Genomic DNA, 13,321 nt, shown 5'->3' on the forward strand with positions numbered 1-13,321 from the left:
TGGCCCTGCGCTACGACAACACCGCCTTCAGCCTGGGCTACCACGCCGACGCCCTGGCCCTGCCCGGCCTCGCTGCCATGGGCGAGGGCACCGCGCTGCGCTTCGAGACCCGCGAGGCGCAGGGCTTCGGGGTGACGGCCTTCGCCGGGCTGCTGCCCCAGGCCACCCTGACCGAGGAGCCTGCCCTCGACGGCACCCGCCGCTACAAGCTGAGCCAGCCCCCCGCCCCGGGCAGCGAGACCGTGCTGCTGCGGGAAGGGGTCTCGGAGCGCCGCCTCGAGCGCGGCCAGGACTACACCCTCGACGCCGACGGTTGGTTGACCCTGGCGAAGCCGCTGTGGCCCACCACCCCCACGGGCGAGCCGGTGGTGCTGCGGGTGACCTACGCCGCCCAGGACAGCCCGCGCGCGCCGGGCTACGGCTTCGGCCTGCGCTACCGGCAGGGCGGCCTCAGCGCCGGGGCCAGCCTCGCCGCCCTGCCCGCCCAGGACCTGCGCTACGGCGCCGAGCTGGGCTGGCGCGAGGGCAATTTCTCGCTGCGGGCCAGCTACGCCCGCCAGAACGCCGACCGCTTCGGCCTCGAGCTCGGCTACGCCGGGACCCCCCTCGAGGCCAGGGCCGACCTCAGCTACGAGGGCCGCCTGCAGGGCACCGCCAGCCTGAGCCTGGCCCTCAGCCCCGCCGACAAGCTCGCCCTCGAGCACCAGGCCGCCGACCAGAACCGCACCGCCCTGCTCTACCAGCGCCAGCTCAGCCCCGGCTTCAGCGTCGGCGGGGGCCTGAACTACCTCTGGGACAGCGGGGGCCTGGGCGCGGTGGGCCGGCTGGCCTACGGCGCGGCGCCGTGGAAGCTCGAGCTCACCCACACCCAGCCCTTCCGCTTCAGCGACATGGCCCTTTCCCAGCTCAAGATGGCCTACACCTTCGACTTCAACCTCAGTGCCGAGGCAGATTCCCTTCGGGAGCAGGTAGGTCCGCTACGCCTGGAGGCCGCCCTGGATTACCTCTGGGGCAACGACCTGCGCGGCACCTTAGCCCTCAAGCAGAAGCTGGGCGGCGCCAACCTCAGCCTCAGCTACCAGCTCCCCGGCGCCTCGGGCGAGGGCAACCGCGCGCGCTTCGGCCTCGAGGCCCCCCTCCCCCTCGACGAGCGTTGGAGCCTCGACCTCAGCGCGGGCTACGACCGCAGCCTGGGCACCGGCGCCGACCAGGCCGCTTTCGGGGCGGCCGTGCGCTACAAGAGCGAGGGCCTCAGCGGCACCCTGGGCGGCGAGGTGGCCTTCGGGGCCTCGCCCAAGCTGGTGCTGCGCGGCGGCCTCACCGGCGCCCTCGACGCCGAGCAGACCGTCTCCCTCGACGCTAATTACCAGGCCCTGCCCGCCCCCGACGGCAAGTTCACCCTGGCCTACGCCCTGCGCTCGCAGCAGCTCCAGCTCCTGACCTACCACCGCCTCAGCGTGGGCCAGCCGGGGTGGGGCCTCGAGGGCGCCCTGGCTGCCGGCTACCAGCCCGGCCTGTCCTGGCAACTGCGCCCCTCGGCGGCCTACCGCCTGCCCGCCGGCGACCCCGCCGGGGCCACCTACCAACTGGGCCTGGGCGCCAACTACTACCTCACCGGCTCGCTGGGCTTCGGCGCGGCCGTCTACCAGCTCTTCCAGCCCGCCACGGGCACGGGGGCCACCCACTTCGGCCTCGAGGGCAGCCTGCGGGTGCTCGAGGGGCTGTGGGTCAACGTGGGCTACACCTTCGGCCACCTCTCGGCCCTCACGCCCAACGCCCAGCCCGGCTTCTACCTGCGCCTCGACTTCCTGGGAGGTAGCCGGTGAGGTGGCTGGTCCTCGGTTTGTTGCTCGTGCTCACGGCGGCCCAGGCCCAAGTGGTCAGGTCGTTCAGCGCCCGCTACCAGGGCAACGAGCAGGGCAACGTCCTGCTCATCGGCAACACGCTGATGTGTGCGGGCTCGGGCTCGAGCTGCAACACCAGCCAGATGAACAGCACCAACGCCAACAACGCCCAGAGCATGATCTTCGTCAACGCGGATGGTGCTGCCCCGGCCTGGCCCAATGGCAGGAACGGCTCCAGTGCGGCTACGCTTCAACTGCCCGCTGGTGCACAGGTGCTCTTCGCGGGGCTGTACTGGGGGGCTCGAGCTAACCCTGGCGACGCTACCCGGAATACCATCTCCGTCAAGCTACCCGGCAGCAATTCTTACCAGTCCGTCACCGGCAGCCTGCTGGGCACGATCACCAATCAAGGCACGAACACGACCCGCCCCTATTCCGCCTTCGCCGATCTCACCTCCCTGGTTCAGGCCTCGGGCAGTGGCACGTACTGGGTGGGCGGGATCGCCGCCGCTACCGGAAACGATGGGCTGGGCTTCTACGCGGGCTGGTCGCTGGTGGTGGTCTACCGCGACACCACCCAGCCCCTGCGCAACCTTGTCGTTTACGACGGCCTGGCCACCGTGTCCTCGGGCAACAACGTCACCATCACCCCCAGCGGCTTCCTCACGCCGGCGGTGGGGGCGGTGCAGGCCTCCTTGGGTGCCGTGGTTTTCGAGGGCGACGCGGGCATTTCGGGGGATCAGTTGATCCTCAACGGCACGGCTTTGTCCGATGCTCAGAACCCCAACAACAACTTCTTCAACAGCAGCGTCTCCCGCCTCGGGAACCGCACCAGCTCCAAGACCCCCGACTACGTCAACCAAATGGCGGTGGACGTGGACCTGGTGGACGCCACCGGGCGAATCCCCAACGGGGCCACCTCCGCGACCATCCAGTTCACCAGTTCGCAGGACACTTATTTTCCTACAGTCCTCACCTTCGTGGTAGACCTCTACCTGCCCGACCTCATCACCACCTTCAGCAAGACGGTGCAGGACGTCAACGGCGGGTCGGTGGTTGTGGGGGACGTGCTCGAGTACACCCTGAGCTTCACCAACACGGGCCAGGACGGGGCGACCAACGTCGTCGTGACCGATCCTATCCCCGCCCACACCGTCTACGTGCCCAACAGCCTTCAGGTGGTCAATAACGCCGGGGCCTCCACCGGAAACATGACCGACGCGGCCGGGGACGACATCGCCGAGTTCGACGCCGCCAACAACCGCGTACGCTTCCGGCTGGGCTCGGGGGCCAACGCCTCGCAGGGGGGCCTGGTGCTGCCGGGCCAGAGCGCCATGGTCCGGTTCCGGGTACAGGTTCAGCCCTCGGGCACGGGCCAGACCATCCAGAACACGGCGCAGGTGAGCTACACCGCCCAGACCCTGGGCCAGAATTACAGCCAGCAGGCCTCGACCTCGGTGAGCACGCCGGTAGCCGGGGCCTCGGTGTCGGGGACGGTGTACCACGACCTCCAGCCCAACTCGTTGCGCGAGCCCGGTGAGGCGTGGGACGGCCCCACCGTGTACCTCAAGCTGGTCCAGGGGGGTAGCGTGGTGGCCCAGCAGGCACTGAGCTCCGGGCCCGGCAACTTCACCTTTAGCAACGTCCCCCCGGGGAACTACACCCTGATCCTGGACGACAACCCCGGCGGCGACACCACCCCGACCCCCCCTACGGGCTGGCTGTTCATCGAGCCCGTGGCGGGCAGCCGCAGCCTTAGCGTGGGCAGTTCCGACGTGCCCGGGCAAGACTTCGGCCTCTACCGCGGCTCGCGCATCAGCGGCACGGTCTTCCGGGACGACGGGTTGGGTTCGGGCACGGCCAACGACGCCTTGCAGAACGGGGGCGAGCCGGGGATCGCCGGCGTGAGCGTCACCGCCTCCGACGGCGCCCAGAGCCGCAGCACCGTCACCGACTCGCTCGGCAACTACGTGCTGTACGTGCCGCACACCTTCGGCTCCGCCCTCACCCTCTCGCACCCCCTGGCCCCGGCCACCGGCAGCAGCGTGGGGGGCTCGAGCGCGGTGCTGGCTACCGCCTACGGCCAGGGCGCGGCGCAGCAGCGCGCCATCAGCCCCTTCGCCGCGGGCAACCGCTACGACGGCTACAACTTCGGCGTGGTTCGGCCCAGCCTGTGGCAGCCCGACCAGTCGGGGCAGGCCTCCTCCCCGGGCGTGGTCACCTACGCCCACCGCGTGCGGCCGGGCACCTTGGGCACCCTCACCTTCCTCCGCCTGGCCGGGGGATGGAACTACCTGCTGCGCCTCGACGCCAACTGCGACGGCGACTTCGCCGACGCGGGCGAGGGCTACCAGGGCCTGCCCTACAGCGTCGCCGTGGGCAGCGCCTGGCCCCGCGAGGCCGACGGCAGCCTGCGGGCCTGCGCCGTGGAGGTCATGGTGATCGTCCCGGCGGGCCTGCCGGGCGGCAGCAGCGACTTCCTGAACCTCGCCTCGAGGCTCCGCTACGCGGGCAACGCCGCCGTGGACGACCTCCTGTCCCTCACCGACGCCACGGTGGTGGGCGTGGGCGGCGAACTGCGGCTCACCAAGCGGGTACAAAACCTCACCCAGGGCACCCCGCCCTCGACCGGGCGGGCCGACGGGCGGCCGGGGGAGGTGCTCGAGTACTGCATCGCCTACCAGAACCAGAGCGCTTCCCCGGTCACGCAGGTCGTGCTCACCGACCCCATCCCCTTCTTCACCGACTACCAGGCCGGGACCCTGCGCCTGGGCGCCGCCCCCCTCACCGACGCCGCCGACGCCGACGCGGGCGAGGTGAGCGGGGGGCTGGTGCGGGTGCGGGTCGGGACGCTGGCGGCAGGCGCAAGCGGGCAGGTGTGCTACCGCGTGAAGATTCGTTAATTTTGCTCTCATGCACTAGCTAACCCTGGAATGTCCCCATAAAATTGGGCAGGCATGTTCAGCTACGATAAGCGCAAAAAGGATTCACAGCCCGTATCGCCGAAGCGGGTTTCATCCCAGCAGCCTGAGGAGTACCCCGAGTTCGAACCCCCTCCATTCAAGCCGCCCGTCCCTGCTCGCGGCCCCGGTGAGGCCACCGAGCCGTACTCGAGGCTGTTAGAGCGACTGCGCGCCGAGCCCGAGGACACGCTGGCCCTAGCCGCGCCCAGCTCCAGCACCCCTGAGGAGCGCGCCAAGACCCTGCGCGACGCCCTCCAGAAGGCCAGCCGCACCATCCTCGACATCGACATCGGCGATAGCCTCGACGTGATGGCCAACCTCAACAACGGCACCAGCCGCTACCTCTCCCGGGGCAACCAGCACCTCGAGATCAGGGGGCAGGACGTCGCCCCCCTGCGTTCGTTGCTCGAGCTGTGGAAAGGCCGGGGCTACCTGGAGGAGACCCTCGAGGCCTACGAGCAACTCTACGGCAAGAGCTTCTATGCCGAGATCGGCGAGCGCGTGCGCGAGGGCAAGTTGCGCCAGGAACTGCTGGCCCTGCTCCCGCCTGCCATCCCCCAGCAACAGCTCACCTTCGACGCTTTTCTCGAGCACCTGGCCGTAAACTTCGTCTACTCCAACGAGCCGGACTTCTCCGCCGACGACCGCACAGGCCTCGAGCCGCGCCGCAAGTCCAACCCCGCTGAACTCCTCAAGGCCTTCGGCTACCTGCCCGGCAGGCCCATCTTCGGGAAGTGGGGCTTCCAGATGCGGGTGTTCCTCCCCGATCCCCAGAAGAAGACCCCCCACAACTCCCACCCCGTCGTCGCCTTCCGGGGCACCGAGGGCGTCGGGCTGCAGGTGCGGGACAACCCCAAAACCCCCCAGAGCGAGCAGGAGAGCGGCCTGGATACCCTGGTAGCCGACTTTGCCTACGCCGACGTCGGGTACAGCCAGTACCGGCAAAACCGCGACCTCATCGAGCGGAACCTCGAGGCCGCTGCCCGCCGTGGCCGCCTCATCCTGACCGGGCACAGCCTGGGAGGGGCCCTGGCCCAGATCGCCGCCGTGGAGCACGCGGCCCTGGCAAAGGAGGTCGTGACCTTCCAGGCGGCAGCCATCAAGCAGGCCGACGTGGACAGGCTCAAGGCCTACAATGCCCGGCACGCCACCGACGGCAAGGCCATCGCCAGCCGCCACTACCGCGTAGACGGGGACGTCGTGCCCAACGCAGGGGATGCCTCCACGCCGGGAGAAATCCACTACTTCGACTACCGGCGCGAGGGGCAGGGCCTGACAGGAATGCTCAAGGAAAACCACGTGACCCCGGCGCTGAGCGAGTACCTGCGGCAGGAACTCCTAGCGGCCTCCCGGCGCTCGGGCGGCCTCGAGCTCGACCCCTACCAGACCGCCCTCATGCGCTGGGGCCAGCGCGACGAGCAGGATCTCGCCGGCAAGAGCGTGGAGATCATCTACAGCGGCGATTATTCCACCGAGCGCGACCCCAAGATTCGCGGCGAAATGCTGCGGCGTGAGCTGCTGGCGCCCACCCTCGACAAGCTGGGCTTTCTGGACGCGGTGTTTTACGAGAACATGGCTTACAACCTGCTCTTGGAGAAGGTCGAGGAACTGGCGAGGAAGTACGACAGCTACGTGAAGTTCAAGAAGGAGGCCCAGAAGCTCCTCAGCAGCAGCGAGCCTGTATTCCCCACGCCCGCGCTCGAGGCCATGGCCGAGGAGCTTCGGGTGAGCGAGGAGGTGCCCAACTTCCTGTTCGTCGCCAAGTCCAAGTGGAGGGAGGCTAAGGAGAAGGGAATAGCGATACCAGAGCCTATTAAACGGCGCGTTGAGAACCAATTGGGGGTGGTGTGGGAGTCATGGCATCCCGACAGAAAAGCAGAATGAGTCGTTGGTTGGCTATTTGTATAGGGTTGCTCGTACTAGCAACTGCACTACCTCAGGCTTTTGTTATGAGGAATCCAGCCATGAACAGTGAGCAAGATGTGCTTGAAAGATTGGTTAGCGTTTTGGGTACAGAACTCAACCTACAAAAAATCACATGTCCGAACAACGCTTCAGATCGATATAAGTATTTAGCTTGCTTTGTAACTGACCTCGAGGCCAGAGAGTTGATTACCAACCTTACCCCTAAATTGATTGAATTTGCATATATTACAGGTGACTGGCGAGAGGATTACTCGGTATGGGGTGCCTTCTTTAGGATGCGAAATGATGCTGGGATTTTGTTTGGAATCAACTATGTACCTATAGAACCCAACCCCGAATTGCGCAATTATCCCTTGCTCAAAGGCAATAAAGCTATGGTGGATGTAACCGTGGCTAAAGATGAGTAGATAGAGAGAGGAACTGCGGGTGAGCGAGGAGGTGCCCAACTTCCTGTTCGCGGTGAAGTCCAGGTGGGGGGAGGCTAAGGAGAAGGGAATAGTGATTGATCAGAGGACCCGCGAGGCTTTGAGGCCCCAGCTATCAGTAATTTGGGAGTCATGGCACCCAGATAAGGAGGCCAAATGACGTATTCACCCAAGTTGATACTGGTTGTTTGTACACTTGCTGGCACAGCAATGTATCTGGGGATTTCACAGGAGAGAAAAACCTCGATGAATGTGCTGCAAGCGTTGCAGATGCTTAAAGATGTTGTTGGCACAAGGTTGGGACTTCCGGAAACCCAGTGTCTAAGCGAGGATAGTTACCCGTATCGAATTTGTTATGGACTCAAGGGAACGCCAGAGGATTTTATAGCCAAATTTGAAGGGAGCCTCCGTGACATAGCAATCCGGACGATGGGTTGGCGACAGGATTATAGCGTGTGGGTTGCAATGTACGACTTTAAGACTACCCGCAACGTTAACCTCGGCGTCAGCATTGCCCCCAAAGCTCCGAATCCCGAATTGCGCCGCCTCGACTCGATGGCTATTTATGATGCGCTTGTGACTATTGTTGTTGATTCGCCTCAGCAGCCAAAATATGAAAGCTTCCGGGTCGAGGATAAATTTGGGGGTTTGGAATAGTAGAAAGCGAACCTCTGTTCCCCGGCCCGGGAACCTAGGAAATCGCCAGGGAACTGGGCATTGCCGAGGAGGCCAATCCTCTCCTTGTCTCGGTCAAGACCCGGTGAGGGCAGATCAAGGAAAAGGGTCTGAAGCTAGATAGCAGAAGTCGCTTTGTTACGGACTTCAAGCGGCAATTACCCCAGATCTGGTTGTCCTGGCACCCAGACAAGGAGTTGCCAAAATCATGAGAACCTTTTTGCTTAGTGGTGCCCTGGTTGCCCTGATTGCTGCTGGTTTTTCAGCGCCTGGATTATTCCGAGCTGGAGGTGTGAAGTTGGATCCTTTATCACATTCAGAAGCGATAGCGCGTGTGAGAGAGAGTTTCAGTCAACTCGAGGTGCTTAATGAAATTCCATGCCCTACCTTTTTACAAGGTAGGAATGTGTTTTGTTACGCTTCAAAAGCGACTCCTGAAAAACTCATTGAGGTGATTGAACCAACCATCCAAATCATAGCTGAGCGAATTTTTGGCTGGAGACAAGACTATGGTTTATGGGTCGCCCACTACCAACTTGTAGCAGATAACCACTACATTTTCGGAGTAAACATAGGCTTGAAGGAGTTGGACCATCGATTGCTAAAAGACAAATCAATGGAAGGCTATACGTCTCTACTTGCCCTGACGGTGGATGAGTAGTGGCGTGGTATTTTCATTTTCACCCCCAAGCTTCGCGGACAGATGTCGCGGCGCGAGCTGCTAGCGCCCACGCTCGACAAATTGGGTTTTCTGGACGCGGTGTTTTACGAGAACATGGCTTACAACCTGCTCTTGGAGAAGGTCGAGGAACTGGCGAGGAAGTACGACAGCTACGCGCAGTTCAAGAAGGAGGCCCAGAAGCTCCTCAGCAGCAGCGAGCCTGTATTCCCCACGCCCGCGCTCGAGGCCATGGCCGAGGAGCTTCGGGTCGGCGAGGGGGTGCCCAACTTCCTGTTCGTGGCGAAGTCCAAGTGGGGGGAGGCTAAGGAGAGGGGAATAGCAATACCAGAGCCGGTTAGGCGACGGGTTGAGGACCAATTGGTAGTGGTGTGGGAGTCATGGCACCCCAACAGAAGAGCAGAGTAAATCGGTGGTTAGTCCAATAGCCCCGTGCGGCGCAGCAGGGCCTCGGGGCTGGGGTCGCGGCCCATGAAGTTGCGGAAGAGCTGGGCGGGGTCGTCGGAGTTGCCCTTGGTGAGGATGTGCTCCACGAAGTCGCGGCCGGTGCCGGGGTTGAAGATGCCTTCGGCCTGGAACCTCGAGAACGCGTCGGCGTCGAGCACCTCGGCCCACTTGTACGAGTAGTAGCCGGCGGCGTAGCCCACCGAGCTGCCGAAGAGGTGGCCGAAGGAGGCGATGAAGGCGTAGTCCTCGGGCAGCGGGGCGGGGGAGAAGCCCTCCATGACCGCGCGGGCGTACTGCGCGACGTCGCCGTCGTGGGGCTCGTAGTCAATGTGCAGGGCGAGGTCCACGGTGCCGAAGGCGAGCTGGCGCATGGTGGCGTTGGCGGCGCGGTAGGTGCGGGCCTGGCGCATGCGCTGGAAGAGGGCGTCGGGGATGGGCTCGCCGGTCTGGTAGTGGCGGGCGAAGAGGTCGAGGGCCTCGCGCTCCCAGCACCAGTTCTCCATGATCTGCGAGGGCAACTCCACGAAGTCCCAGGGCACGTTGGTCCCGGCCAGGCTCAGCACCTCCACGTTGGAGAGGGCGTGGTGCAGCAGGTGGCCGAACTCGTGGAAGATGGTCTCGACCTCGCGGTGGGTGAGCAGGGCGGGCTGGTCGCCCACCGGCGGGGTGAGGTTGCCGCACATCAAGGTGAGGTGGGGCTCGAAGGCGTTGTCGCGGTCACCGGTGATGAAGAAGTTCATCCAGGCCCCGCCGCGCTTGTCGTCGCGGGGGAACCAGTCGGTGTAGAAGCGCGAGGTGAAGCGGCCCTGGGGGTCGTAGAGGTCGTAACTCCGCACGTCGGGGTGCCAGCCCCTGGCCTCGGCGGGCTCCACCCGGATGCCGAAGACCCGCCGGCACAGCTCGAAGAGGCCCTCGAGCACCTGCGGCAGCGGGAAGTAGGGGCGCAGGGCCTCCTCGTCGAAGTCGTAGACGGCCTGGCGCTGCTTCTCGGCGTAGTAGGCCACGTCCCAGAGCGCGAGGGGCGGGGCGTCGGGGCCCTCGAGCTGCTGCCGGAAGGCCTGCAGCTCCTGGTTCTCGCGCTCGAAGTAGGGGCGGTAGCGCTCGGCGAGGTCGCGCTCGAAGGCCACGGCGGTGGCGCCGTTCTTGGCCATGCGCTCCTCGAGCACCAAGTCGGCGAAGTGGGCGTAGCCCAGCAGAGCGGCCTTCTCCTGCCGCAGCGCGAGGATCTCGGGCAGGAGCTGGCGGTTGTCGCGGCCCTCCTCGGTGGCGCGGTTGTTGTAAGCGCGGTAGACCTGCTCGCGGATCGAGGCGTCGTCGAGGTAGGTCATGAGGGCGAGGTAGCTGGGGGCTTGCAGGGTGAAGCGGTAGCCCTCGCGGCCCTTGGCCTGGGCGCTCTGGCGGGCGGCCTGGCGGGCGCTCTCGGGCAGCCCGGCGAGCTGGGGCTCCTCCAGGTAGAGCTCGAAGGCGGCGGTGGAGTCGAGCACGTTCTGGCCGTACTTGCTGGTGAGCTCGGCCAGGCGGGTGTTGATGGCCTCGAGGCGGGCCTTCTTCTCGGGGGGCACCTCGGCGCCCTCGCGGCGGAAGGCGTCGAGGGTGAGCTGGAGGAAGCGCCGCTTGGTGGGGGAGAGCTGCTGGGCCTCGGGGGTGGCGGCGTAGGCCTTGAGCGCGGCGTAGAGCTCGCTCGAGAGCTGCACCTTGGTGTAGAAGGCCGTCACCAGCGGCAGCGTGGCGTTGTAGGCCTGGCGCAGCTCAGGGGTCGTGCGCACGCTCTCGAGGTGGGAGACCACCCTAAAAGCCCGCTGCAACCGCTCGCCCAGCCGGTCCAGCGCCCCCAGGGTGTTGGCGTAGGTGCGCTCGCCGGGAACGTCCAAGATGGCCTGGAGTTCCTGCTCCGCCTCGGCGATGAGCGCGCGGATCGCGGGCTCGACGTGCTCGGGCTTGATCTGTTCGAAGGGGATGTCGAACCCCAGGTCGAGCAAAGGGTTTTGTGCCATAAGCCGGAGTATACGCAAAGCCTACTCAGAAAGATTAGGGGCTAGCTCGAGTAGGCCCGCACGGCCTCGATCACCGCCTCCACCTGCGCGTCGGTGAGGAAGGGGTGCATGGGCAGGGAGAGCACCTCGCGGGCGGCCTGCTCGGCGTGCGGCAGCGAGCCCTCGGGGGCGAGGTCGCGGTAGGCGGGCTGCAGGTGGACGGGCAGGGGGTAGTGGACGCTCGAGGCCACCCCGCGCTCCTTGAGGAAGGCCTGCAGGCGGTCGCGCTCGGGGGCGCGGACGGTGTACTGGTGGTAGACGTGCCGGGCGTAGGGGGGCGGGGTGGGGGTCTGCACCGCCCCGCGCAGGCCCTCGTCGTAGCGGCGGGCGATCTCGCGGCGGCGGCGGTTCCAGCCCTCCAGGTGCGGCAGTTTGACCCGCAGGATGGCCGCCTGCACCCCGTCGAGGCGCGAGGTGTAGCCCGCGGCCCGCACGTGGTGGTAGCGCACCTTGGAGCCGTGCGAGGCCAGCAGGCGGGCCTCCTCGGCCACGGCGGCGTCGGCGGTGGTGATGAAGCCCCCGTCGCCGTAGGCGCCCAGGTTCTTGGTAGGGTAGAGGCTGAACCCGGCGGCGTGGCCCAGGGTGCCCGCCATCGCGCCGCCGGCGCCGCCCGCCTCGCAGTAGCGGGCGCCAATGGCCTGCGCGGCGTCCTCCAGGATCTTCAGGCCGTGGCGCTCGGCCACTGCGCGGATCTCGGCCATGGGCGCCACCTGGCCGTAGAGGTGCACGGGCAGGACGGCCCGGGTGCGCTCGGTGACGGCGGCCTCGAGCAGCTCGGGGTCGAGGTTGAAGGTGCGGGGGTCGATGTCCACGAGCACCGGCCTGGCCCCCGCGATCAGGATGGCCTCGACGGTGGCGACGAAGGTGAAGGGGGTGGTGACGACCTCGTCCCCCGGGCCCACCCCCAGCGCCCGCAGGGCGATGAAGAGGGCGTCGGTGCCCGAGCCCACCCCGACGACGTGGGGCACGCCCAGGTACTCGGAGAGCTCGCGCTCGAGCGCGGCCACCTCGGGCCCTCCCACGAAGGCGCCGGAGGCCAGGACGCGCTCGAGGGCGGCGTCGATGTCGGGTTTTAACAGCCGGTATTCGCTTTGCAGATCGATGATGGGAACCATGTACACGTCCAGTCGGGGTTGTGGCCCGCCCCGCCCGGGGGCAGCGCGCTGCTGGAGATTTTACCGGTAAACGCCCCGGCCCAGGGCCCAGCCGCCCGCCACCGCCAGCGCGTTCGCGCCCCACATGGCGATCTCCGGCGCCCAGACGCTCGTCTGCGCCATCACCCCGCCCAGCCCGAACAGGACGTAGTACGCCACGGTCAGCACCAGCGCGAGGCCCAGCGCCACGCCGGGGCTGCTGGCGCGCTTGACCGCCACGGGCAGGGCCAGCCACAGCAGCACCAGGGGGGCGAAGGCCTGGGCCAGCGCCGCGTGGAGGTTGGCCCGGGCCTCGACCTTCTCCTTGACGGTGGCGGCGGGGTCGCGGGCCTGCCGCCACCAGTGGGAGGGGGGCTGGCTGGAGTCGAGGGCGGTGCTGCTGTAGTTGGAGAAGCGCGAGACCAGGTCGTCCTGGCTGAGCGAGAGGCGGATGGTGAGGCTTTGGGCGAGGTTCTGCGCGCGCACGTAGTCCTGGAAGAAGGCCTCGACCTGCTCGAGGCCGGTGAACTCGGGCGGGGGCAGGCGGTCCATGTCCAGCACGAAGCCCTTGACCCCCTGCAGCTTGAGGGCGGTGCCCTCGAGGCGCCCCCGCTCCGCGAAGTAGACGGTGAGCCGGCGGTCCTCCCACTGCTGCACCCGCACGCGGGTCAGCTCGTTCTTGGCCGCGTCGTAGCCGCCGAAGAACAGCCGCAGCTTGCCGACGGGCAAATCCTGCCCCACCAGCCGGAACACGCCCCCGTTGCTGTCGAAGGAGCGCCACCAGGTGAGCACGGTCTGCTTGGTGCTCCAGGGGATCACCCACTCGTTGAGGCAGAAGGAGAGCGCCGCCAGCAGGACGCCCCCCACCAGCAGCCAGCGGGCGGTGCGGCGGGGGGAGATGCCCCCGGCCTGCATCACCAATAGCTCGTTCTCCCGCGCCAGGCGGCCGTAGCCCAGAAGCACGGCGAAGAGCACCGCCACGGGCAGGGTCTGGCTCAGGATGGCAGGCACCTGCAGGCCCAGCCAGGCCAGCATCCCGCCCAGGGGCATCTGGCCGACGTAGGCGCTGCGGGCCAGCACGTTGGAGAGGAGGCCTAAGCCGACGTAGAGCGCCAGCCCGAAGGCGAAGACGGGCAGGGTTTCACGAAGGAGGTAGCGGTCGAGGCGGGTCATGATGCGGTTGCCCATAGAGTGTA

General features: G+C 66.5%; 10 protein-coding genes. 7 read left to right on the plus strand and 3 right to left on the minus strand.

Annotation, left to right across the window (positions count from 1 at the left end):
* The 7 genes from MEICH_RS24465 to MEICH_RS0109860 all read left to right on the plus strand — a co-directional run.
* On the plus strand, positions 1-1,826 hold a 1,826-nt coding region (locus MEICH_RS24465), incomplete at its 5' end, for a TonB-dependent receptor (protein ID WP_476695754.1).
* Entirely contained in the window at positions 1,823-4,747 is a 2,925-nt protein-coding gene (locus tag MEICH_RS0109850) for a DUF11 domain-containing protein (protein WP_027892476.1), read from the plus strand. The genes MEICH_RS24465 and MEICH_RS0109850, both read left to right, overlap by 4 nt.
* A gap of 54 nt (positions 4,748-4,801) precedes the next feature.
* Positions 4,802-6,691 (plus strand): Tle-like phospholipase domain-containing protein, encoded by a 1,890-nt coding sequence (locus MEICH_RS0109855; protein ID WP_027892477.1) that lies wholly within the window; start codon positions 4,802-4,804, stop codon positions 6,689-6,691.
* Positions 6,692-6,771: 80 nt separating this feature from the next.
* Entirely contained in the window at positions 6,772-7,140 is a 369-nt protein-coding gene (locus tag MEICH_RS28565) for a hypothetical protein (RefSeq protein ID WP_147371604.1), read from the plus strand.
* A gap of 174 nt (positions 7,141-7,314) precedes the next feature.
* The gene (locus tag MEICH_RS28575; RefSeq protein ID WP_147371605.1) at positions 7,315-7,815 is read left to right on the plus strand and encodes a hypothetical protein; all 501 of its coding nucleotides are present in this window, start codon (positions 7,315-7,317) and stop codon (positions 7,813-7,815) included.
* A gap of 226 nt (positions 7,816-8,041) precedes the next feature.
* Positions 8,042-8,494: a hypothetical protein gene (locus MEICH_RS28580; protein ID WP_157202698.1), complete on the plus strand. Its 453-nt coding sequence runs from the start codon at positions 8,042-8,044 to the stop codon at positions 8,492-8,494.
* A gap of 42 nt (positions 8,495-8,536) precedes the next feature.
* On the plus strand, positions 8,537-8,920 hold the full coding sequence (locus MEICH_RS0109860; protein WP_027892478.1) for a hypothetical protein: 384 nt from the start codon (positions 8,537-8,539) through the stop codon (positions 8,918-8,920).
* A gap of 8 nt (positions 8,921-8,928) precedes the next feature.
* On the opposite strand, the gene MEICH_RS0109865 is transcribed toward MEICH_RS0109860, so the two are convergent.
* The 3 genes from MEICH_RS0109865 to MEICH_RS0109875 are packed head-to-tail and all read right to left on the minus strand — an operon-like array spanning position 8,929 to position 13,313.
* Complete coding sequence (locus MEICH_RS0109865; protein ID WP_027892479.1) at positions 8,929-10,953, minus strand: M3 family metallopeptidase; 2,025 nt, start codon at positions 10,951-10,953, stop codon at positions 8,929-8,931.
* Positions 10,954-10,994: 41 nt separating this feature from the next.
* Positions 10,995-12,107: a DegT/DnrJ/EryC1/StrS family aminotransferase gene (locus MEICH_RS0109870; protein ID WP_027892480.1), complete on the minus strand. Its 1,113-nt coding sequence runs from the start codon at positions 12,105-12,107 to the stop codon at positions 10,995-10,997.
* A gap of 60 nt (positions 12,108-12,167) precedes the next feature.
* Entirely contained in the window at positions 12,168-13,313 is a 1,146-nt protein-coding gene (locus MEICH_RS0109875) for an LptF/LptG family permease (protein ID WP_245587640.1), read from the minus strand.
* Positions 13,314-13,321 lie beyond the last annotated feature (8 nt).

Origin of the sequence: Calidithermus chliarophilus DSM 9957, from assembly GCF_000430045.1 — a bacterium.
In the GTDB taxonomy this organism is placed as follows: Bacteria; Deinococcota; Deinococci; order Deinococcales; family Thermaceae; genus Calidithermus; species Calidithermus chliarophilus.